This is a genomic window from Neisseria sp. HMSC067H09 (genome assembly GCF_001814135.1).
Taxonomy (GTDB): domain Bacteria; phylum Pseudomonadota; class Gammaproteobacteria; order Burkholderiales; family Neisseriaceae; genus Neisseria.
Window position 1 is genome coordinate 31,850 of the sequence record NZ_KV814854.1, and the last position, 21,907, is coordinate 53,756.

Below are 21,907 nucleotides of genomic sequence, written 5' to 3' on the forward strand. Positions count from 1 at the left end.
AAAACTTTAAATATGGGTTTTCAGACGACCTTTTGTGTTGGAAATCGCGCTTATTTCAACGCTGCCAGACAATCCTTCACTAATGCCGGACCTTTATAAATCATGCCGCTGTACACTTGGACGGCGGTTGCGCCGAGACGGATTTTTTCGGCGGCGTCCTTGCCGTTCATAATGCCGCCTACGCCGATAATCGGCAGCTCGCCGTCGATGTGTTCCGCCAACATTTTTAGCACTTGGTTGCTTTTTTCGCGCACAGGCAGACCGCTTAGGCCGCCCTGCTCGCCTGCGAGCGGATGACTGCCAAGGCTTGATTTGTCGATGGTGGTGTTGGTGGCGATGATGCCGTCCATTTCGACGGATTTGACAACGTGGGCGATGTCTTCGATTTGCGCTTCATCCAAATCGGGGGCGATTTTGACGGCGAGCGGGACGTATTTTCCGTGCGCAGCGGCAAGCTGCGCCTGTTTGTTTTTCAGGGCTTCGAGCAGCGCACTCAGCTCGTCGCCGCCTTGCAGTGCGCGGAGGTTTTTGGTGTTGGGCGAGGAAATATTGACGGTAATGTAACTTGCGTGTGCGTAGGCTTTTTCGAGGCAGATTAGATAGTCGTCGGCGGCGTTTTCGATGGGGGTTACGGCGTTTTTGCCGATGTTGATGCCCAACACGCCTTGATAACGGCTTTTTTCGATGTTTTGAATCATGGCGTCGATGCCGTGGTTGTTGAAGCCCATGCGGTTGATGATGCCTTGGTGTTCGGGAACGCGGAAGAGGCGCGGCTGCGGATTGCCGGGCTGCGGTTTGGGCGTTACCGTGCCGATTTCGAGGAAGCCGAAGCCGAGCGCGCCCAATGCGTCTATGTATTCGCCGTTTTTATCGAGTCCGGCAGCCAGTCCGACGGGATTGGGCAGGGTGATGCCCATGAGTTTGACGGGCTTGGTGCGGTTGTCGAAAATCGGAAGCAGGCCGAGTTTGTATACTTTGTTGAGCGCGTCGAGGGTGAAATGGTGGGCTTTTTCGGCATCGATTTTGAACAGCAGGCTGCGGGCTAGGGAATACATGGGTTTCTTTCGGATGATTGGCAAACCGCCGTATTTTACCCGAAACTGCCGTATTTTCCTGCCGGCCAAACAAATCTTCAAAGGAAATGCCGTTTTGAACCGTCTTAAAATCCGCTATACAATCATATTGATAACGTCGTCTGAAAGGATTTCTGATGAAGCCTGAACTGATTATTTTCGACTGGGACGGAACGCTTGCCGATACGACTCGCCCGATTATCCGTACGTTCCAACAAAGTTTTGCCGACTGCGGTCTAAAAGCCCCCGATGCGGATGCCATCCGCGCCTTAATCGGTTACAGCCTGCCCGAAATCATCTTCCGCCTTGCGCCTAATGCGGGCGAACACCTGCGCGAAGAATTGGCAGAAACCTATGCCGCGCATTATCTGAATCCGAACAATCACAATATGACCTTGTTCCCCGAAGCCATCCCTTGTTTGAACACTTTAAAACAACAAGGCTTTTGGCTTGCCGTAGCGACAGGCAAAGGGCGTACGGGTTTGGACCGTTCTATTATGCAGACGGGTACGGCGGATTTTTGGATGGCAACCGCCTGCGCAAGCGAATATGCGTCCAAACCCGCGCCCGATATGGTTTTTGCCTTATGTTCCGAATTAGGGCTGGAGCCTTCGCAAACTTTGATTGTCGGCGATACGACCCACGATTTGGATATGGCGGCAAATGCGAAAGCCCCAGCCGTTGCCGTACCGACCGGCGCACATACCGCCGCGCAACTGGCAACGCGGCCGAATTTGGCAATCTTGAACGATTTGTCCGAGCTGCCCGGCTTTATCGCGCGTTTATAATGCGTGGTCTTCATTTCGTTTGCTGATTTTAAAAAAAGGTCGTCTGAAAACCCGCTACCTTTGTTTTCAGACGACCTTTTTGGAATGAGTCCTTTATTTGTCGTCAATCCGCGATAACGCGCTTCACCACCTGCGCCATATCGGCAACCGCATTTTCAGCGGTATGCAGGTAAAGGGCGGGTTCGACGAGTTCCAATTCGTTGAGCAGCAACCTGTCGCCGATCAGCGTCCCGTCTATGCGGGCGTATGCCGGTATTTGGGGCAGCATGTCCAATATCTGCCGTGCGGTTTCGATTGCTTTTTCCGGCGGCGCGGCGGGGCTGACGGCGACTCCGTAGGCGGAATTGGCGCGCCATTCGCCTTGGGGCGGCATACGCAGTACGGCATGGCTGAAATGCCCGTCAAAAAACACCAGCGAGGTTTCGCCCGCCGTTTCGATTTCGCGGATATAAGGCTGGACGATGACGCCTTGCGGATAATCCTCCGCCTTCAACGACACTTCTCCCGCCCTGATTTTCGCCACGCCGCGCCCGCTCTGCCCGATAACGGGTTTGACGACCGCTTCCCGCCAGCCCCGATTTTTTAAAATGTCTTCCAATTTTTCTTTTTCAGACGACGTCTGCACGCTCGGAATCACGTCCGCCCCCCATTCTGCCAAATCGCACAAATAACGTTTGTCCATGTTCCAACGCATCAGCCCGACGGGGTTGATAAACCTTTGCCCGCACGCTTCCGCTTCGGTCAGCCACTGCCCAAATGCTTCAGGCTCCGCCGCATAATCCCATGCGCACAAAGGCAGGATAAAGGCGGATTTCGGGCGGTTTTGCCAAGGCGCGAAGGCGGTGGGTATGCCGTTCCGTGTCAGCGCATCCGCCAACGGCAGCAGGTTGGACGGCGGCTCGGGGTAGGTGAGGTAGGTGGTAATCGTCAGCATGGCGGACTTTCGAAAAATGAAATGACATAATATTGACAAGGGGTTATGTCTTTGCTTGATATTTCAGACGACCTTTTATCGGGCAAACGGCAGGCGTCTTCTGAACAATAAACACCATCACGTTTGTAATAAAAACTTCCCTGAATAACGGAACTTTTCCGTTTATTTTAAATCTATTAGTCTCGCATATAAATAATAAAGATTCTTATTTATATATAAATTATATATAACATTATTTATTAAAAGGATTTTACTCTAATGAAACTTTCGCGCTTCTCCTCCCTTGCCCTTGCCGCCGCATTGGCATTCGGCACTGCCGCCGCCCATGCCAAACCGGTTCAAATTACCGATGTCAACGGCCGCAAAGTAACCGTCGACCTGCCCGCCAAACGCGTGGTTTTGGGCTTTTATTATCAAGACTACATGGCCATCGGCGGCAAGGACGCGCTGAATAATGTGGTCGGCTTCTCCAAAGCGGTTTGGGCCGACTGGGCGCCGCCGAGCTGGGCGGCGTTCAGCAAAGCCGTGCCTAAGCTGAACCAGCTTGCCGACGTGGGCGAGGTGGAAGTCGGCACGTTCTCCGTTGAAAAAGTATTGGCGTTGAAACCCGATTTGCTGATTCTGGCGGATTGGCAGTATAAGGCTCTGGGTTCAGACCTTGCCCGCATCAACAAAGCGGGCATTCCGATTGTGGTGTTGGACTACAACGCGCAAACGGTCGCCAAACACATCCAATCGACCAAACTTATCGGCACGCTGACCGGCCAGCAACAAAAGGCGGACAAATTGGCGGCGGACTACAAACGCATCGCCGATACCATCCAAGCGCGCGTGAAAAAAGCCAATCTGCCCAAGCCTAAAGTGTATGTCGAGTTCGGCAACAAAGGCCCTGCGGAACACAGCGTAACCTTCGGCAAGAGTATGTGGGGTTCGATGGCGACGCTGGTCGGCGGCAACAATATCGCCGCTTCTTCGGTCGAGTTCTACGGCCCGATCAATCCTGAAAAAGTCCTCGCCGCCAAACCCGACGTCATCGTGATTACCGGTCGCGAAACCGAATTGAAGAAAAGCCCGACCGCCATGGTGATGGGCTGGGGCATTCCGAAAGCCGAAGCGGAAAAACGCTTGGCCGGTTTTGCCAAACGCGCCGGCTGGGCGAACCTGCCTGCGATTAAAAACAACCGCCTCTACGCCGCCTACCACGCCAATTCGCGCACGCTTTCCGACGGCGCATCAATTCAATTTATGGCCAAAGCGATTTATCCGCAGTTGTTCAAAGACTTCAATCCTGAGAAAACTTATACCGACTTCTACCGCCAAAACCTGCCTGTCGTGCCGAACGGTACGTTCTACCTGTATCCGAAAGGGCAGTAAGGCTGGTTTGCGGGTTTCAGACGACCTTTTTATGCGGAAGGTCGTCTGAAAGTAGCATGGGTTTTATACAGAACCGTAGTGTGGGCTTTGCCCGCGGATAACGTTTGTGGAAATGATGGCAAACGGTATGGGATTCCCTGTTTTCGTGGGCAAAGCCCACGCTACGACTTCCTATCGTGCCGAACAGAGAGCTTCAGGTGGGTTTGACTGTTTTGCCCTCTCCCTAGCCCTCTCCCACGGGGAGAGGGAACAAATTGCAGGGAATCACAACAATGGTCGGATTTCAGTCATCCGATTCCCTCTCTCCGTGGGAAAGAGAACAAATTGCAGGGAATCGCAACAATAGTTGAATTTCAGTTATCCGATTCCCTCTCCGTGGGAGAGGGAGCAAATTGTAGAGAATCACAACAATGGTCGGACTTCAGTTATCTGATTCCCTCTCCCCGTGGGAGAGGGCTAGGGAGAGGGCAAAGCCGTTTTGGAACGCCGTTATCCCGATTTTCAAAAAAACCACCCTTCAAAACGGATACAGACAAAAGAGATTGTCGGGCATGGATGTCCGACCTTGTTCCTTAATTTCAAAGGCTTAAAAAATGAATGATTCGGTTGTCGCCGAGATTGTGAAAAACCAGCGCAAGTTGGAAGGCAAGCGTTGGTTGATTGTTTTGATGTTTTTAATCATCGCATCGGTCAGCTTCTTATTCGACATCGCCACCGGTCCGGCGATGACGGACACGCTGCCTGTCGGCGAAGTGGTCAATGTTTTGCTGGGCAAACCCGAAGTCGATGAAATGAACCGCCTGATTGTGATGGATCTGCGCCTGCCGATTGCGGTGATGGCGCTGGTGGTCGGTGCGGCTTTGGGTGTCGGCGGAGCGGAGATTCAGACGTTGTTGAATAATCCGATGGCCAGCCCTTATACGCTGGGTTTGGCGGCGGCGGCGGGTTTGGGCGCGTCGGTGGTGATTGCGTTCGGCGGTTTCGGGCTGCCTGAAACGGTCGCCGTTCCCATCGGCGCGTTTGTGATGACCATGCTGGCTTCGGGCATCTTGTTTCTGTTTGCCTCGGCACGCCGCTTCAATTCGGCGATGCTGGTGTTGGTCGGGATTGCGCTGTTGTTTCTGTTTCAGTCGATTTTGTCGCTGATTCAATTTATCGCCGCGCCTGAGATTTCACAGCAGATTTTGTTTTGGCTGTTTGGCAGTTTGAACAAAGCAACTTGGGAAACGGTCATCGTTACGGCGGCGGTTACGGCGGTATGCGTGCTGCTGCTTTCACGCGATGTGTGGAAGTTGACTGCGCTGCGCTTGGGCGAAGAACGCGCCGTCGGGCTGGGCATCAATCTGCAACTTTTGCGCCTGAAAACGCTGGTGCTGGTGGCGGTGATGACGGCGACGGCAATCAGTTTCGTCGGCGTAATCGGCTTTATCGGACTGGTCGCGCCGCATGTGGCGCGGATTCTGCTCGGTGAGGACCAACGCTTTTTCCTGCCCGGCGCGATGCTGACAGGGGCGGCGTTTTTATCGGTCGCCAGCGTGTTGTCCAAGGTGATTATCCCGGGTGCGCTGTTTCCGGTGGGGATTGTTACCGCGTTTGTCGGCGTACCGTTTTTCTTTTGGATTGTATTGTCCAAGCGGTAAGTTTTTTCGGACGGTCTTTTGTTGCGACGGGGTCGTCTGAAACTGTTTTTTTATTTTACAGAGAGAACCAATGAAACCTATTTGCCGTATTTTAACCGCTGCCTTGTTCAGTCTTGCCGTGCAGGGTGTTTGTGCCGAAGTGAAAACGCTTACCGACGTACGCGGGCGCGAAGTGCGGGTCGATGTGCCTGCCAAACGTGTGGTGCTGGGCTTTTATTATCCTGATTATATTGCCGTATCCGGTGTCGATAAATTTGACAATGTGGTCGGTATTTCGCGCGAATTTTGGGAGAAATTCAACTCCGGCAGTTGGTCGCTCTACCGCGCCAAAATCCCTTCGCTGCAAAACATCGGCGACATCGGCAATGTGAACGCCGGTACATTTTCGTTTGAGAAAACCTTGGCAATGAAACCCGATGTGGTGGTGTTGGCGGATTGGCAGTATGACGTGTTGAAAGAAGAAATGCCGCGTTTCGAAAAAGCCGGCATTCCGGTGGTTGTGGTCGATTTCAATGCGCAAACGGTCGAACGCCATACCGCCAGTGCCAAACTTTTCGGCGAAATCGCCGGTACGCCGGAGCGTGCAGGGCAGATTGCCGGCGAATACGCCCAAGGCATAGCCGACATTCAAAAACGCGTGGCCGAAGCGGGCAAGCCCAAGCCGAAAATCTATATCGAGTTCGGAGACAAGGGTCCTGCCGAACATAGCTTTACTTTCGGCAAAAATATGTGGGGTGCGATTGCCGATACAGTGGGCGGCGACAATATTGCCGCAGCCTTCATCAAAGACTGGGGGGCGATTAATCCCGAGCAGTTTCTTGCCGCCAAGCCCGACGTTGTGATTATTTCCGGCACCGAAGCCGGACTGAAGCAGCCGGCGGCAATGGCGATGGGCATCGGCATCGAAGCCGCCGAAGCGCAAAAACGCTTACAGGGTTTCATCCGGCGTGCCGGTTGGGCGGAAATTCCCGCTGTCCGAAACGGCCGTGTGTTCGGCATTTACCATTCTGCTTCGCGTTCGCTTTCCGATTTGGCATCCGCCCAATTTATCGCCAAAGCGTTGTATCCCGAAGCCTTTGCCGATGTGAATCCGGAAGAGACCTACCGTGAATTCCACCGTAAATACCTGCCGGTCGAGCCGAAGGGTACTTTCTTTATCCGTTTGGGTTGCGACGGTTTGGAAGACTGCAACAAACAAGCGGCTGCCGACACTGTTGCGGCATCAGCCGAAACCGTCGCCGAACCGTCACTATGGCAACGTATTAAAAACTGGTTTGCCGCCCTCTTTGCTTAAAGGTCGTCCAAAATGCTCCGACTGGAAAACGTACATATCCGACGCGGCGATTATGTGGTCGCCGACAGTATCGATTTGACGCTGGAACAAGGCAAAGTCTATTCCGTGCTCGGCCCGAACGGTACGGGCAAATCCTCGCTGATGAAAACGATTTTCGGCGAAGTGGCGCACAAAGGCACCATCCGCTACGGCGACGAAGCGTTGAGCAAAATCCACCTGCAAAGCTGGCGCAAACGCATAGGCTATATGCCGCAGGACACCGCCGCCGAAGCCTCGCTGACCGCACTGGAAGTCGTGTTGCTCGGCCGCATGGACGCGCTGCACATGCACGTCGGCGACGAACTGCTGCACGAAGCCGCAAGTATCATGGCGGAGCTAGGCATCGGCCATCTGGCGCACCGCGACGTCATGCGGCTTTCCGGCGGACAGCGGCAGCTCGTGATGTTTGCCCAAGTCATGCTGCGCCGTCCCGAAATCCTGATGCTGGACGAACCGGTCAGCGCGCTGGATATGCACCATCAGTTGAACCTCTTGGAGCGCGTGGTGCAATACACGCACGAACACAATCTGGTTACGCTGATGGTCTTGCACGATTTGAGCCTCGCCGCGCAATTTTCAGACGGCGTGATTCTGCTCGGCGAAGGCAAAGTACAGGCGCAGGGCGCGCCGCAGGATGTGTTGCAGGCGGACATGATAGGCAGGCTGTACAAAGTGGACATCGAACTTTTATACGACAGCAAAGGCCTGCCCGTTATCCGCCCGATGCGGCAGAGTGCGTAACTTAACCGCTCCTGAAATGTCGGATTTGAGCATCCGGCCTGCGGACTCCCTGCAACTTATCCCCTCGCCCGCGGGAGAGGGTTAGGGAGAGGGCGGTAAGCCCAAGGCTTACCTCTTCGACTCATCAACCCTCCCATATTTTTTATCCTTAGAAAGGACTCCCCCCATGAAAAAATCCCTCTTCCTCCTCATGCTGACCGCTTCCCTCGGCGCATACGCCGCCAACCACGAAGTCAAAATGCTCGACAACGGCAAAGACGGCAGCATGGTGTTCGAACCCGGCTACGTCAACGCCAAAGTCGGCGACACCGTAACCTTCAAAGCCGCCAACAAAGGCCACTGGGTGCAAAGCAAAGCCCTGCCCGACGGCGTTGCCGACTTCCTGTCCGAAGACGGCAAAGACTTCACCCTCAAACTCGACAAAGAAGGCGTATACGTCTATACCTGCCCGCCGCACCGCATGATGAACATGAGCGGCGTGATCCAGGTCGGCAAACCGGTGAACAAAGCCAAAGCGCAAGCCGTCGTGGACGAACTGGAAAACCGCGCCATGCAGAGCAAAGGCCGTCTGAAAAAATACATGCAGCAGGTCAAATAAACCGCCGCACAAACAAAAGGTCGTCTGAAACCGCTTTCCCGTTTTCAGACGACCTTTTGCCAATCTTCATCCCCAATCCTCATTCCCCTTCCGCCGAAATCTTCTCGTTCAGAAAATCGATAAAGCTGCGCACCTTCGCGCTCAAAAACGCCCTGTCCACATAAACCGCGTTTAATTGCTCGGTCCGCACCCGATATTCCGGCAGCAGGCTGACCAACCTGCCTTCCTTCAAATCCTGTCTGGCGGACCACAGCGGCTGATAGGCGATGCCCGCGCCCGCCCTGACCAATTCGCGTATCATCAGCGTATTGTCACTTTGAATCACCGGATTGAGCGTCAGAATACTTTTTTCGCCCGTTTCCCGATGGGTGATTTCCAAATTGCGCTGGTCGGTGTAGGTCGGCAGGATGGCGGGATGGCGCATGACCTCTTCGGGCGTTTGCGGTTTGCCGTGTTTCGCCAGATATTCGGGCGAGGCAAGCAGGACGAATTGGATTTGCGCCAGCGGCTTGACGATAAGCGAGGGTGACAAGGTTTTTGCCACGCGCAAGGCGAGGTCGAAGCCTTCGGCAATCAAATCGACGTGGCGGTTGTCGAGCACCAGATCGAGCGTGACTTCGGGATAGCGTTCGCGGTATTCCGCCAGCCAAGTGCCGATTAAATTGCCCGCAAACCAAAGCGGCATGGTTACGCGCAACATGCCCTGCGGCGTGTCCGCCCCGCCTGCCGCCTTTTGTGCCGCGGTGTCGAGCGTATCGAGCGCGTAGCTGCATTGGCGGTAGTATTCTTCGCCCGCTTCGGTCAGGTGGAGGTTGCGGCTGTTGCGGTGTAGCAGCTTGGCCTTAATCGAATTTTCCAGATGGCTGACGTGTTTGCTCGCCATCGCGGTGGAAATATCAAGCTGCTCGGCGGCGCGGGTGAAGCTGCCGCTTTGGACGACTTGGCGGAAAACTTTGAGGCTGAACAGGGTATCCATGTTTTCTTTTGGGGAAACGTTGTATCAATAAAAGAAGTATATATCTACTGGAAGTAATTATCTATACTGCACAGATAAGATTAGTTTTCATTTAAACCCCGCATTTTTGATAAGGAGAACCCCATGTCTGCAACCTGCGCCCGTATCCAACCTATTTTATTGTCCGTTTTGCGTATCGTAACCGCCTACCTCTTCCTCTTACACGGCACGTCGAAATTCTTCGGCTTCCCGACCGCCATGGGCAGCGGCTCGCCCGAAGGCTTGATGCTGGTGGCAGGCATTTTGGAAATCGTCGGCGGCATCATGCTGATTCTCGGACTGTTCACCCGTCCTGCTGCTTTCATCCTGTCCGGTCAGATGGCGGCTGCCTATTTCATGGCACACGCCTCCCAAGGTTCGGCACTGTTCCCGCTTGCCAACGGCGGCGAATCGGCAGTATTGTTCTGCTTCGTGTTCCTCTATCTGGCAGCAGCCGGCGGCGGCTCATTGGCATTGGACAACCTGTTCGGCAAAGACAAATCCTGATAGACCCAAAGGTCGTCTGAAAACAAGCAAAGCGGGTTTTACGAATAGATTTCCAAACCCGCCAACCGATTCAACATCAATCAAAGGAAAAACAACATGACTTATCAAACCTTGCAACAAGCGGCCGAAACCCGCCGCTCCATTTACGCGCTGAATAAAAACCTGCCTGTCAGCAACGAAGAAATCAGCGAAATCGTCAAACATGCCGTCTTACACACGCCTTCTTCCTTCAACTCGCAATCCACCCGCGTTGTCGTCCTTTTCGGCGAAGAACACGGCAAAGTGTGGCAATTCGTTGAAGACGCTTTGCGCGCCATCGTGCCTGCCGAACAGTTCGAGCCGACTGCGCAAAAATTAAATCTGTTCAAAGCAGGCGCGGCGACCATTTTGTTTTTTGAAGATCAAAACGTCGTCAAAGGTCTGCAAGAGCAGTTCCCTTCCTACGCCGCCAACTTCCCCGTTTGGGCGGACCATGCGAACGCGATGATGCAATACGCCCTCTGGACAACGCTTGCCGCCGCCGGCGTGGGCGCGAACCTGCAACACTACAACCCGCTACCCGACGCCGCCATCGCCAAAGAATGGAACCTGCCCGAAAGCTGGCTCTTGCGCGCGCAAATGGTCATCGGCGGCATCGAAGCGCCTGCCGGTGAAAAAGCTTTCGAACCGGTGGAAAACCGTTTGAAAGTGTTCGGCGCATAATTTGCCCGTCAACATTAAAAAAGGTCGTCTGAAAACCAATTTAGGTTTCAGACGACCTTTGCCATTCAAAACAGCTTGCGCTTATTCTTGCGGAGGGACATAGCCCTGAACAGCATCCGCCCCGTCTCCGAAGAAATACTGCTCCATCTGCTGCGCCAAATATTCGCGCGCGCGCGGGTCGGCAAGGCTTAGGCGGTTTTCGTTAATCAGCATGGTTTGATGACGCGTCCACGCATTCCAAGCCTCTTGGGACACATTTTCAAAAATACGCTTGCCCAGCTCGTTGGGCAGTGGCGGGAATTTCATACCTTCGGCCTCTTTGCCGAGTTTGACGCAGTGAACCATACGGGTCATGGCAGCTTCCTTCATGATGGTGTTTCAGACAGCGCGTATTTTATCGTATTGCCTATTTATAGGAAAGGCTGCGAAAAACGGGGAAAACCTGCTAAATACGCTGCTTTTTTAATCCAATATAAAACATATATTTATAAAAATAATATACGGCGCATCGAAATAAACCTTGCGTTAAAACGCCGTTTTTGGTTTAATGCACATCTCGCAACGAAACAGCGAAGGCCAGATAGCTCAGTTGGTAGAGCAACGGATTGAAAATCCGTGTGTCGGCGGTTCGATTCCGCCTCTGGCCACCAAAACAAACCGCCTCAGGCGGTTATTTTTTTGCCTATTTCCTAGATATTATTTCTCAATTTAAAAAGTCGTCTGAAACAAATTCTACGGGTTCTGCCGAAAGAAATGTTCAGACGACCTTTCCCCTTCTTTATGAATCATTTCAATTAATCCATCACCAAAACATCTCAATAAGGACTGATTAAATTGCGGAGTGCGGCAACACCAGCCGTGTTTACTATACTTCTTAACTAAAAACAAACATTCTTATCCTATTCTTATCTCATTCCAACGTTCTCCAAAACATCCGCTAATTCTCCTCTAACACTCCCCCTCTAGAATGATGTTCAGAAAAAGAAAAACAAGTCTCCTCACATAACGATAGTCTGCTCACACTGACACGGACGGAACATCATTTTCCCCACCATCGTTTTACCTCAAGGAGCGTACCATGAAACTGAATCTGCAAAAAACTACCGCTGCTGTTTTGGCTGTCCTGCTCAGCGCTGGCGTATTTGCTGCCAACAATGCTAACGCATTCGAGTATGGCTACAAAAACCACAAATATGGCAAAAAATGGGGTAAACCCGCATCCGAAGCCGAAGGCGAAAGAGTGATGAAAAACGCTGCCTACCGTTCGGGCGTGTACTACACCAACGTAAACCGCATTCCTGCCAGAGTAGACCGCAACGGCGTGAAAACCGTACAGGTTAACGACGCACGCACCCGTCAAAACCTCGGCCGCTATGCGTTCAATACCATCAAGAGCGGCGGCTCGGAAGTGTATTACGGCGAATGGGTCGGTAAAGAATACGCCAAAGGCACCAATCGCGGCGTTTTCTACTCAGGCGACAAACGCGCTACTTCTATGCCGGTATCAGGCGTAGCCAACTACGCAGTTAAAGGTATCAACAACTACACCGGCAACAACCCGATGGTGGGTACTTTGCGCGCAGACTTCGGTCAACGCGTCTTGGCGGGTTCTATGAAGAACAACGCGGTAAACATGGATGTCCATGCCCGCATCAAACCGTCTAGCGCATCGTTTGAAGGTTATGCCCGCGCCAACGGCCACTTCGGCAAAGCCGAAGGCCACTTCTTCGGTCACAACGCAAGCGCGCTGGCCGGTGTTGCCAAATTTAAAACCGACCGCAACTTGGATACGGCATACGGCGGTGTAAAACGCTAAAATCCGTAGTTAAGTAAAATGAAAGCCTGCTTCACGCAGGCTTTTTTAAACACCAGCCTGCCAACCTTCTCAAGGTCGTCTGAAAACCGCCGATCGGAAAGCCGACATCATGTACAAACCGTCTGCCTGCCTTATCCTGTTTCTCGCCGCCCCCGTCCTTGCCGCGCCACGCTCCGATTTTTCAGACAACCGTACCGCGCAACGCCTGTGGCAGGATACCCGTCAAACCATGCAGGAACAGGAACAAAAAGTGCGCGAATACCGCCTCGACATTCCCCCCGAAAACATCGGGCAGACAGCCGAAACCGATCCCGAAGCCGACCAAGGCGAAGCCCTGTTCAACGCCGTCAACCACAGCGACTGGCAGACCGTGCGTCCGCTGCTCGAGCGTTATACACAGCAAACCGAATACGACCCCGACATCGCCCTCTTTGCCCGCGCCTCGCTCGCCCGCGGCGAAGGCAGGTGGAAAGATGCCAAACAAGACTACGAAACCCTGCTGCAACGCCATCCCGACTTCACGCGTGGACGGCTCGATTACGCCCGCCTGCTCTTTGAAGGTCGTCTGAACCGCGAAGCCACTTCCGAATTTATGCGCCTTCAAAACGAAGACCTGCCCGAAGCCGTCAAAGAAAACATCGGCCATTTCCGCGACTCTCTAAACCAACGCCAAAGCTGGCAGGGCAGCCTTTCCGTCGGCGCCGTCCACAACAGCAACATCAACGAAGCCAGCGGCAAAACGTGGTGTAAAACCGAAATCGACGGCGAATGCTGGGAAGAATTTTCAGGCGACCAGCCCGTTTCCGCCAACGGCATCAAATACGAAGCCGCCGCCGTCCGCCGCTGGCAGATTAAAGGGCATCACGGCATCGCCGCCCGCGCGCTCGGCTACGGCCGTTTCTACCGCGACCATAAAGACTTCAACGAACACACGCTCAACCTCAGCGCAGGCTACCAGTTTGAAAACCACCGCCACACCTTCGCCCTCGCCCCGCTTGTCGAATGGAACGGCAGCGGCTGCAAAACCCTCAACCGCGCCTACGGCGTGCGCAGCGAGTGGAACCTCGACAAAGGCAGTTGGACGTGGAACACCGAAGCCGAGTGGAAACACCTCTCCTATTCCGACAAAACCCGCCTGCTCGACGGCAGCCTCTTCTCCGTTTACAACACCCTGTCCTATTTCCCGCGCAACGACCTCATGCTCTACGGCGGCATAGACTGGCAGCAGCGCAAAGCCAAAGAACCGGTGGACAGCTACCGCCTCATCTCCGCACGGCTGGGCGCGGCAAAAATGTTTGAAGCCGGCTTCGATGCCTCCGCCTCCGCCACCTTCGGCATCCGCAGCCACCGCGAAGAAAACGCCGTACTCGAACAACGCCGCCGCGACAAAGAACAAACCTACCGCCTCAGCATAGGTGCAGACCGCTGGAAATTCGCCGGCATGAAGCCCGTCCTCAGCTACAAACACCGCCGCGTCCACGGCAACACCGACTGGCTGTACAGCTACAAGCAAAACGAAGTCGGTCTGTCGCTGGTGAAATCGTTCTAACGCAGGACGCAGAAACGCAAAGGTCGTCTGAAATTCAGTTTTCAGACGACTTTTTTTCTTTTGACTCTATTCGAGCATTGGATTGAAGATTGGTTTATTGCAAACAACCTTACCCAAACACGGCTTTCATTTTCACAATCAAGGATACGGGTGTGCCACCAATTTCCCGTCGATGTATTCGCCGATATAGACTTTCGAGACATCAAGGTGGAGGCGGTCAAGTTCCTGTTGCAGCCACTCGTCGTCGCGTTTGATGATTTCTAAGATGTCGTGGTCGATTTGCCCGTCGGTAATCAGGGGGTAACGCAGGCTTTCGTCGCCGTATTGGATGACGGTGAGCTGCCCGTTTTGTTCCATGACGGCGCGTTTGACGGCGGCGATTTCGTAGATGCCGGCGGCACGGAGCTTAAACATCAGGTCGTGTGCGCTGATGCCGTTTTTCATACATTCTTCGGTTTGGATTTCGCCGTTGACGATGACCCAGACGGATTGACCGTCAATGATGGATTTGACCCAGCGGTTGTTGTTTTTGATGAACTTGAGGCTCAATACCAAAAGCGTCCACAGAACCATCACGAGGAAAAACTGTAAAAGCCCGACGCTGTCGCTGTAAATCACGCCGCCGATGATGCCGCCGAGAACATAGTTTTGCACTTGATCCATGGCGGAGGTGGGGGCGAGATTGCCTTTACCTAAGAGGTTGATTTGCAAAACCAAACCTAAAATACCCATAAGGAGTTTGAAGGCAAGGAGGGAGTATGCTTCCATGAGTGTGTCCTGTTATTCTTTGTCGATGAGTTCGATGTTGTTGTTGACCAAATTGATGGGGGTCAGGGTGTAGGCGGAGAAGTCTTGATTGAAATGGACTTCGTAGTATTGGTTTTTGATGCCGACGATCATGCCGTTGTATAGGTGCGTGCTGTTGACGCTGATGTCGCGTTTTTCCACTTTTTGGTTTTCAATCAGGGCATTGAGAAACCCGACCATGCGCGAGGTGTCGGCGGCAAAGTTTTGGCGTTCGCTGTATGAGAGGTATTGGATACCACTGATGAGGATGAGCAGCAGCAGGGCAATGATGCTCAGGTCGCGGTATTTGGTATCCATGCGGTGGCGCAGGTATTGCGACACGGCGAGCAGCAGGACGACGAGCGCGGCGAAAATGAGGACGTATTTCAAGTAGTCGTTGAAATACATATGGTTTTCAAGATAAAAGTGTGTGAAGAATTTCATGATTTCAAATGATTTGAGGAAATAGTGGGGGTCGTCTGAAAACGGTTTTTCAGACGACCTATTATGGTTTGGATGCAGGTTTTGTCCGGAGCCGCATCAGTTGATAAACCCGTCGTCTTTCATTTTCTTTTCGGAAAAATACTGACTGAACACCAGCAAGGCAGCGAGGATGATGACAAACAACCCCGCCATGGTCAGAGTAATTTTGAAGAATAATTCTGCCTCGATAAAAGAAAACCAAAGTTGCAGAATCAGCAGCAACACCCAGCCGACGAACAGCCCGAGACAGGCATAAACGCCTAGCTTAAACACGTTCCCGCTCCAAAATGACGACGTAGGCTTCACGTCTGAAAAATAAGAGCATACGGCGTTGGTCTTTTTCCATGGTTACGACACGCCAACCTTCGGGAGTTTGGCTGTTGAGGAACGCGCTGAATTTGACGGGATTGACTTTGGCTGCGCCGAAAAACAGGCTGGACAGCAGGTTTTCCTGATAAATGACGACTTTGTATTCTTTCATGGGATTCCTTTTATAAGGGATCATCTTTTCAGACGACCCCTCAAGTTGCTAATGATGCAGGGCAACAAACCTTATTTCTTATTGCCCAACTGCGGCAATACCGAACCTTCGCCCAGCGACAACAAGCCGCTTTGCGAGTAGATACCCAGTTTGGCGCGGGTGTCGGTGATGTCGAGGTTGCGCATGGTGAGCTGGCCGATACGGTCGAGCGGGGTGAACGCGGCATCTTCGACTTTTTCCATGCTCAGGCGTTCGGGTTGGTAGGTCAGGTTGGGCGATTCGGTGTTCAGAATCGAGTAGTCGTTGCCGCGGCGCAGTTCGAGGGTGACTTCGCCGGTAATGGCTTTGGCGACCCAGCGTTGGGCGGTTTCGCGCAACATGAGGGCTTGGCTGTCAAACCAGCGGCCTTGGTAGAGCAGGCGGCCGAGGCGTAAGCCGTTGATGCGGTATTGTTCGATGGTGTCTTCGTTGTGGATGCCGGTTACTAAACGCTCGTAGGCGATGTGGAACAACGCCATGCCCGGGGCTTCGTAGATGCCGCGCGATTTGGCTTCGATGATGCGGTTTTCGATTTGGTCGCTCATGCCCAAGCCGTGGCGGCCGCCGATGCGGTTGGCTTCGAGGAAGAGTTCGACGGGGTCGGCGTATTCTTTGCCGTTCAATGCAACGGGCACGCCCTCTTCAAAGCGCACGCTGACTTCTTCGGGTTTAACTTCGACGTTTTCGTCCCAGAAGGCAACGCCCATGATGGGTTTGACGATTTTGATGCCGCTGTTGAGGAATTCCAAATCTTTGGCTTCATGCGTCGCGCCGAGCATATTGGAATCGGTGGAATAGGCTTTTTCAACCGACATTTTGTAGTTGAAGCCGTTGGCAATCAGAAATTCGCTCATTTCGTGGCGGCCGCCGAGTTCGTCGATAAATTGTTGGTCGAGCCAGGGTTTGTAAATTTTCAGCGCGGGATTGGTCAAGAGGCCGTAACGGTAGAAACGCTCGATGTCGTTGCCTTTGTAGGTGCTGCCGTCGCCCCAGATGTTGACGTCGTCTTCTTTCATGGCGGAAACGAGCATGGTGCCGGTAACGGCGCGGCCCAGAGGCGTGGTGTTGAAATAGGCGATGCCGCCGGTGGAAACGTGGAACGCGCCGCATTGGATGGCGGCGATGCCCTCATGTGCCAACTGCGCGCGGCAGTCGATTAAGCGGGCGTTTTCCGCACCGTATTCCATCGCTTTTTTGGGAATGGCGTTGTAGTCGTCTTCGTCGGGCTGACCGAGGTTGGCGGTGTAGGCGTAAGGCAGAGCGCCTTTGAGTTTCATCCACAACAGCGCGGCGGAGGTATCGAGGCCGCCGGAGAAGGCAATGCCGACTTTTTGACCGATGGGGAGGTGTTGCAGGATAGTATTGTTTTGGCTCATGGGGGAATCCTTTGGACTAAAAATAAATGGGCGCAACCGCCCCTTTTCGTAAAATTAGGTTTATTATCTAATAAATATTGCCGACAATCCAGCCGAGTAAACCAAATAGGTCGTCTGAAAACGGATTTCGGTTTTCAGACGACCTATGTCAATCTTGATTTAAAAAACAGCATTTTGCATACAGCTCCGACAAGGTCGCCGAGCCGATATCGCCGAAATCCTGCAAGCCTGTGCATTCGGCAATCCGATGGCGGATGTAATTTACGGACTCCGGGGGTAAAGCCGGCAGACGAGTAAACGACTGTACTGCGGTATATACCGTCAGCGGCGTATCGTACGGCTGCTTGGGGACGAGCGCAATCCGGTAGATATTAATGATTCTGCTTCGTTTCGTATCAGTAAATACCGCCACGCCGCAAAAACCCTCTAAAGGCAGTGTTTGCGTGCCTTCGCGGCTGATTTTCCAAATCCCTTCTTCTGAAAATACGATTTCGCGGCTGCGTTTATAAAAATCACGCCACAGCGACCATGCGGAAAAGGCAAAGAGCGTTAAGCCCAGTGCAATGCCCCAGCCTTGTTCCATCAGTATCAAACCCAAGCCGAAGACGGCAAAGAAGACACTTTCCAAACAGTCAAGCCAGTTTTTCGGTTGTTTCAAACGATATTCGTGCATGGTTTTCCTTTTGTTTAACCCTTTGGAAGCGTCCGGACATTTTCAGACGACCTCCGAGAAGAAAGATTATGAAAGACCGACAGCATTTGTTCAACCTCATCATCATCGGCGACGAAATCCTGCACGGCAGCCGCCAAGACAAGCATTTCGCCTTTTTCAAATCCCTGCTGGAATCGCGCGGGCTGAAGCTCAATCAGGTGCAATACCTGCCCGACGAACCCGATTTGTTGGTCAGACAACTGCGCCGCAGCTTTTCAGACGGCCTGCCGACCTTCGTTACCGGCGGCATCGGTTCCACGCCCGACGACCATACCCGCCAAGCTGCCGCCGCCGCGTTGGATTTGCCCATCGTCCGCCATCCCGAAGCCGCCAAGTTCATCGAAGCCGTTACCCTTAAACGCGGCGAACCGCTTGACGCCCCAGAACACGCCCAACGCCTGAAAATGGCGGATTTTCCCGCAGGCGCGAAACTTGTGCCCAACCCGTTCAACAACATCGCCGGTTTTTCCATCCGCGAACATTATTTCTTCCCCGGCTTCCCCGTGATGGCGCACCCGATGGCGGAATGGGTTTTGGATACTTATTACGCCGACCGTTTCAACCAAACCGAGCACGGCAGCCGCAGCGTGTATGTGTTCGGACAGCCCGAATCGCGCGTCGCCCCGATTATGGAATACGTCGAACGCACCTACCCGGGCGTGCGCTCTTACAGCCTGCCCAGCGTCGGCTGGCAGAATGCGGACGGAACGGCGGTCAAACCGCATATCGAGTTCGGCATCAAAGCGGAAGGCGGGGCGTGCCGCGATTTGGACAAAGCATGGGACGAAGTATTGCAGCGTTTGAAGGATTTGGGCGCAGAGTTGAAAGATACGCCTAATTGAAGCGCAGGATGAAATAAAAAGGTCGTCTGAAAACCTGTATTGGTTTTCAGACGACCTTTTTGAGTCTGTCAATCTTTTGCCATGATCTTGGAAGCCGCCAGAAGCTTTAACAGCAAACGGCTGCGGAATACATGGCACAAAAGGCGTACGTCGCGTCGGCGGTTGAATTTGCTGGGATAGCCCGCCATTCGGAAATCGTAGCCGTTTTCTTCCAGCCTGCGGAACAGTTCGTCCGTAGAAACACCGCTTTTAAGCATCGAAACCAAATGGATGAATTGGAAGGAATCCCGTATTTCCAATAACCTGCGGGCAACTTTGGGCGGCTGTCCCGGTGTAGCGAGCAGGCGCGTATATTCCCTTACTGCCAAACCGATGTCGTCGAGGTATTTCTTCGTCTGCTCGGGCGTACGCTTGCTGCGCATAGCGGATTCGGGGTTATCGACATAATCATAAACAACGGTATTGCTGGCAATGACGGTTTTGCATTGCAAAAAATACTCGGTCAAAAATACGCCGTCTTCCAAATATTTCATGCCTTCGATAAATTTCAGACCTGCTTTTTCCAACAGGTTGCGTTTGTAGATATACGCCCAAACGCACGACCAAAACGGATAGCGGTCCATATAATCCGCTAAACCGATAACCTCATCCTCATTGGCAGGATAGCGCGCATCAACATTGAATTGGAGTATATCCGCATCGGAACGTTTCATTTTTTCAACCAAATCTGTCATAAGCGGCGGATCAACATTGTCGTCGTGATCCATAAACATCACATATTCCCCGCGCACTTTGGACAAACCGATATTGCGCGCCCTACTGACTCCGCCGTTGGGCGTATCAATCAACTGCGCCTGCAATTCGGGATGTTCATTGAAAAACTGCCTGAACTGAGCCGATGTATCATCGGTAGAACCGTCGTTTACAACAATAAATTCTATCCCTTCGATAGCCTTATGCAGACCTGCAAAATGACGGCACAAACCTGCCGCAAATTTTCCGCCATTATAGACTGGGACGATGAGTGAAACAGTTATCGACATAAATCTGCATCCTGCTGAGTAGGTTAACCGATTAAAGATAGACATTCACGGCGCATTTAAGTTTCAAGTTTAATATTAAAGACACTAATAATTTTACCCGGGTATTTAAAAAGGGATCGGTTTTGTTTGAAAGTATGATAAAGCAGCAGATGGTTTAGGATGGAGAGTTTGAAAATGTAGGTATTTGTGAATGAATATATCCTCAGGATAAAGGAGGCTCAATTCTATTGTATGTTTATCCATTTGACTATATAACAAATATGCAAGATAAAAAAGACCTTGTTTTAAACAAGGTCTTTTTTATCTGGTGGAGGTAAGCGGGATCGAACCGCTGACCTCTTGCATGCCATGCAAGCGCTCTACCAACTGAGCTATACCCCCGAAATTTGGTGGCGAATCAGGGACTCGAACCCCGGACACAAGGATTATGATTCCTCTGCTCTAACCGACTGAGCTAATTCGCCGTTTCGTGAAGTCGCTATTATATGTTGTTTTGAGTTTTTGGCAAGTTTTATTTTGTACTTTATGTTTTGTTTTTGTTTTTTAATGGAATAAAACATGGATGAGGTCGTCTGAAACGGTGTTTCAGACGGCCTGTGTGTTTGGAGGATGGTTTGAGGTGGGGGATTTCAAAGTTTGTGGCAGATGTCGCCGAAGCGGAAACCTGTCCAGTCGATGCCGATGTTTTTGCCAAAGGCGATGACTTTGAAGAGTTCCCCCATTTCGTGCTGGTCGGTCAGTTTTTGTACGGAGGTGCTGGTACGGAGGTAGTCTGCCGTGCCTGGAGGGGCGGTTTGTGCCAATAGGTCGGTAATGCCTAGGTTGAATAGGAAATGGGACTGGGGCAGGTAGCCGATGAGGTCTAGCCCGCCGTCGGTGCCTGCTTGGGCAATATCGGTAAAGTTGACGTGTGCGGTCAGATCAGTCAGACCGATATGGAAAAACGGGTCGTGAACGGTGTGGTGGCGGTAGTGGGCGATGAGCGTGCCTTCGTCACGTTGCGGGTGGTAATACTGGGCGGCGTCAAAACCGTAGTCGATAAATATCATGCCGCCGCGTGTGATTTTTTGCGCGAGGGTGAGAATAAAGGCGTATTGGGCGGGGTGTAGCTCGCTGGTGTAGGGGTGTTCGGTTTCGGGAAAATAGGTGGCGGCTAAACGCAGGAGGTCGGGTTGTTTCAAAGATTGCGGGCTTTGTTCAAGCTGTCCGTCGGGGTTGATGGAGACGCCGATGTGTTGAAAGGTGTTTTGGGTGCGGCGGATGATTTCAATGGGCATAGCATCTAGGACTTCATTGCCGATGATGATGCCGTCGAAAGATTCGGGCAGTTCGGTCAGGTGGATGACTTTTTGTGCCAGTTGTGGGGTGGTGTGTTCGGCGATGAATTGGCGTTGGCGTTCGGCAAGCTCTGGTGAGAGTTCGATGATGTAGTAATGCTTGAGGTCGTCTGAAAGGCTCTTTAATAAGGTGGCGGCGAGATGTCCCGTACCTGCGCCGAATTCGTAGATGTTGCCGGCGGTTTGCGGGAGTAGTTCGGCAAGTTGTCGGGCGAGGGTTTGTCCGAATAATGGGGTGAGGGTGGGGGCAGTGATGAAATCGCCGTCTGTGCCGATTTTGTGGCTGCCTCCGGTGTAGTAGCCGTATTCGGGTGTGTAGAGTGCAAGCTCCATAAATCGTGAGAAAGGAATCCAATTATTTTGGGCTTTTATTTCCTGTGTGATGATTTCGAATAGTTTGGAACTTGAGGCTTGCGCGGCAGGGGAGGGGAGGGGGAGGTGTGCCTTCATAACTGTTAGATAATGTAAAATTTATGAATTTATTTGTCTATTATAACGTGAACGGAAAAGGGGCGTTTTTTCATTTTTTTATACTATATGTTGTGTCTAAATAATATTTGCAATACTACATATTGTGTTTTTAAAAACCAAATCGGGTAAAATGGGTGGTTCGGCTTGTTTGTTTGTTTGGTTAAAATACTGTTTTTTAATGATTTTGTTGTTGCATATGTACTGGGATTTTAGAGTAGGGCGATTTGACCGAGGCGTTAAAATTTTTTATAGTGTGGGCTAGTGGGGCGATGTGGGTAAAAGTGTTTG

General features: G+C 52.3%; 23 protein-coding genes and 3 tRNA genes. 12 read left to right on the forward strand and 14 right to left on the reverse strand.

Annotated features, from left to right (window positions below; translation table 11 throughout):
• Window positions 1-50 precede the first annotated feature (50 nt).
• Complete coding sequence (locus HMPREF2954_RS01060) at window positions 51-1,055, reverse strand: quinone-dependent dihydroorotate dehydrogenase (protein ID WP_045072171.1); 1,005 nt, start codon at window positions 1,053-1,055, stop codon at window positions 51-53.
• 152 nt (window positions 1,056-1,207) lie between these two features.
• Between HMPREF2954_RS01060 and HMPREF2954_RS01065 the strand changes: the two genes are divergently transcribed.
• A complete protein-coding gene (locus tag HMPREF2954_RS01065; RefSeq protein WP_197067769.1) occupies window positions 1,208-1,861 on the forward strand; it encodes an HAD-IA family hydrolase in 654 nt (217 codons plus the stop codon).
• A gap of 103 nt (window positions 1,862-1,964) precedes the next feature.
• Here HMPREF2954_RS01065 and HMPREF2954_RS01070 read toward each other — a convergent pair whose 3' ends face one another.
• Window positions 1,965-2,795, reverse strand: coding sequence for an ATP-grasp domain-containing protein (locus tag HMPREF2954_RS01070; protein ID WP_045072167.1), 831 nt, complete (start codon window positions 2,793-2,795; stop codon window positions 1,965-1,967).
• Window positions 2,796-3,053: 258 nt separating this feature from the next.
• On the opposite strand from HMPREF2954_RS01070, the gene HMPREF2954_RS01075 reads away from it, so the two are divergent.
• From HMPREF2954_RS01075 to HMPREF2954_RS01095, 5 genes are all read left to right on the forward strand, one after another.
• Window positions 3,054-4,169 (forward strand): ABC transporter substrate-binding protein, encoded by a 1,116-nt coding sequence (locus HMPREF2954_RS01075; RefSeq protein ID WP_045072166.1) that lies wholly within the window; start codon window positions 3,054-3,056, stop codon window positions 4,167-4,169.
• Between the two features lie 593 nt (window positions 4,170-4,762).
• Entirely contained in the window at window positions 4,763-5,809 is a 1,047-nt protein-coding gene (locus HMPREF2954_RS01080) for a FecCD family ABC transporter permease (protein ID WP_003755728.1), read from the forward strand.
• Window positions 5,810-5,879: 70 nt separating this feature from the next.
• Window positions 5,880-7,103 (forward strand): ABC transporter substrate-binding protein, encoded by a 1,224-nt coding sequence (locus HMPREF2954_RS01085; protein WP_045072164.1) that lies wholly within the window; start codon window positions 5,880-5,882, stop codon window positions 7,101-7,103.
• Between the two features lie 12 nt (window positions 7,104-7,115).
• Window positions 7,116-7,883: an ABC transporter ATP-binding protein gene (locus tag HMPREF2954_RS01090; RefSeq protein ID WP_003779566.1), complete on the forward strand. Its 768-nt coding sequence runs from the start codon at window positions 7,116-7,118 to the stop codon at window positions 7,881-7,883.
• 166 nt (window positions 7,884-8,049) lie between these two features.
• Window positions 8,050-8,481, forward strand: a complete 432-nt coding sequence (locus HMPREF2954_RS01095; protein ID WP_003743313.1) for a plastocyanin/azurin family copper-binding protein — start codon at window positions 8,050-8,052, stop codon at window positions 8,479-8,481.
• A gap of 79 nt (window positions 8,482-8,560) precedes the next feature.
• On the opposite strand, the gene HMPREF2954_RS01100 is transcribed toward HMPREF2954_RS01095, so the two are convergent.
• On the reverse strand, window positions 8,561-9,457 hold the full coding sequence (locus HMPREF2954_RS01100; RefSeq protein WP_003743316.1) for a LysR family transcriptional regulator: 897 nt from the start codon (window positions 9,455-9,457) through the stop codon (window positions 8,561-8,563).
• Window positions 9,458-9,580: 123 nt separating this feature from the next.
• Between HMPREF2954_RS01100 and HMPREF2954_RS01105 the strand changes: the two genes are divergently transcribed.
• Together HMPREF2954_RS01105 and HMPREF2954_RS01110 are read left to right on the forward strand one after the other, a co-directional pair.
• Entirely contained in the window at window positions 9,581-9,982 is a 402-nt protein-coding gene (locus HMPREF2954_RS01105) for a DoxX family protein (protein ID WP_045072157.1), read from the forward strand.
• A gap of 96 nt (window positions 9,983-10,078) precedes the next feature.
• On the forward strand, window positions 10,079-10,684 hold the full coding sequence (locus HMPREF2954_RS01110) for a nitroreductase family protein (RefSeq protein ID WP_045072156.1): 606 nt from the start codon (window positions 10,079-10,081) through the stop codon (window positions 10,682-10,684).
• 81 nt (window positions 10,685-10,765) lie between these two features.
• On the opposite strand, the gene HMPREF2954_RS01115 is transcribed toward HMPREF2954_RS01110, so the two are convergent.
• Window positions 10,766-11,038 carry an oxidative damage protection protein gene (locus HMPREF2954_RS01115; RefSeq protein WP_029609564.1) on the reverse strand — a complete coding sequence of 91 codons (273 nt, stop codon included), beginning with the start codon at window positions 11,036-11,038 and terminating at the stop codon, window positions 10,766-10,768.
• 220 nt (window positions 11,039-11,258) lie between these two features.
• On the opposite strand from HMPREF2954_RS01115, the gene HMPREF2954_RS01120 reads away from it, so the two are divergent.
• From HMPREF2954_RS01120 to HMPREF2954_RS01130, 3 genes are all read left to right on the forward strand, one after another.
• A tRNA-Phe gene (locus HMPREF2954_RS01120) sits at window positions 11,259-11,334 on the forward strand.
• A 428-nt stretch (window positions 11,335-11,762) separates the two neighbouring features.
• Window positions 11,763-12,500, forward strand: a complete 738-nt coding sequence (locus tag HMPREF2954_RS01125) for a Slam-dependent surface lipoprotein (RefSeq protein WP_070688968.1) — start codon at window positions 11,763-11,765, stop codon at window positions 12,498-12,500.
• 109 nt (window positions 12,501-12,609) lie between these two features.
• Window positions 12,610-14,049, forward strand: a complete 1,440-nt coding sequence (locus tag HMPREF2954_RS01130) for a surface lipoprotein assembly modifier (RefSeq protein WP_045072153.1) — start codon at window positions 12,610-12,612, stop codon at window positions 14,047-14,049.
• Between the two features lie 138 nt (window positions 14,050-14,187).
• Here the strand turns inward: HMPREF2954_RS01130 and HMPREF2954_RS01135 are convergent, their stop codons facing one another.
• From HMPREF2954_RS01135 to HMPREF2954_RS01160, 6 genes are all read right to left on the reverse strand, one after another.
• On the reverse strand, window positions 14,188-14,817 hold the full coding sequence (locus HMPREF2954_RS01135) for a DUF421 domain-containing protein (RefSeq protein ID WP_045072151.1): 630 nt from the start codon (window positions 14,815-14,817) through the stop codon (window positions 14,188-14,190).
• Between the two features lie 12 nt (window positions 14,818-14,829).
• Entirely contained in the window at window positions 14,830-15,279 is a 450-nt protein-coding gene (locus HMPREF2954_RS01140) for a DUF3290 family protein (protein ID WP_045072149.1), read from the reverse strand.
• A 96-nt stretch (window positions 15,280-15,375) separates the two neighbouring features.
• Window positions 15,376-15,591: a hypothetical protein gene (locus tag HMPREF2954_RS01145; protein ID WP_045072146.1), complete on the reverse strand. Its 216-nt coding sequence runs from the start codon at window positions 15,589-15,591 to the stop codon at window positions 15,376-15,378.
• Window positions 15,584-15,799 carry a DUF4177 domain-containing protein gene (locus tag HMPREF2954_RS01150; protein ID WP_003765071.1) on the reverse strand — a complete coding sequence of 72 codons (216 nt, stop codon included), beginning with the start codon at window positions 15,797-15,799 and terminating at the stop codon, window positions 15,584-15,586. Before HMPREF2954_RS01150 ends, HMPREF2954_RS01145 begins: the two co-directional genes overlap by 8 nt.
• 71 nt (window positions 15,800-15,870) lie before the next feature.
• Window positions 15,871-17,214, reverse strand: a complete 1,344-nt coding sequence (gene argG / locus HMPREF2954_RS01155) for an argininosuccinate synthase (protein WP_009175217.1) — start codon at window positions 17,212-17,214, stop codon at window positions 15,871-15,873.
• 148 nt (window positions 17,215-17,362) lie between these two features.
• The gene (locus tag HMPREF2954_RS01160) at window positions 17,363-17,887 is read right to left on the reverse strand and encodes a hypothetical protein (protein WP_045072142.1); all 525 of its coding nucleotides are present in this window, start codon (window positions 17,885-17,887) and stop codon (window positions 17,363-17,365) included.
• Window positions 17,888-17,955: 68 nt separating this feature from the next.
• Between HMPREF2954_RS01160 and HMPREF2954_RS01165 the strand changes: the two genes are divergently transcribed.
• On the forward strand, window positions 17,956-18,768 hold the full coding sequence (locus HMPREF2954_RS01165) for a competence/damage-inducible protein A (protein WP_045072140.1): 813 nt from the start codon (window positions 17,956-17,958) through the stop codon (window positions 18,766-18,768).
• 68 nt (window positions 18,769-18,836) lie between these two features.
• On the opposite strand, the gene HMPREF2954_RS01170 is transcribed toward HMPREF2954_RS01165, so the two are convergent.
• From HMPREF2954_RS01170 to HMPREF2954_RS01185, 4 genes are all read right to left on the reverse strand, one after another.
• Window positions 18,837-19,811: a glycosyltransferase gene (locus tag HMPREF2954_RS01170; protein ID WP_080613679.1), complete on the reverse strand. Its 975-nt coding sequence runs from the start codon at window positions 19,809-19,811 to the stop codon at window positions 18,837-18,839.
• Window positions 19,812-20,116: 305 nt separating this feature from the next.
• Window positions 20,117-20,192, reverse strand: a tRNA-Ala gene (locus HMPREF2954_RS01175).
• A gap of 6 nt (window positions 20,193-20,198) precedes the next feature.
• Window positions 20,199-20,275: transfer RNA gene (locus HMPREF2954_RS01180), tRNA-Met, on the reverse strand.
• Window positions 20,276-20,440: 165 nt separating this feature from the next.
• Window positions 20,441-21,598: a class I SAM-dependent methyltransferase gene (locus HMPREF2954_RS01185; protein ID WP_045072138.1), complete on the reverse strand. Its 1,158-nt coding sequence runs from the start codon at window positions 21,596-21,598 to the stop codon at window positions 20,441-20,443.
• Between the last annotated feature and the right edge of the window lie 309 nt (window positions 21,599-21,907).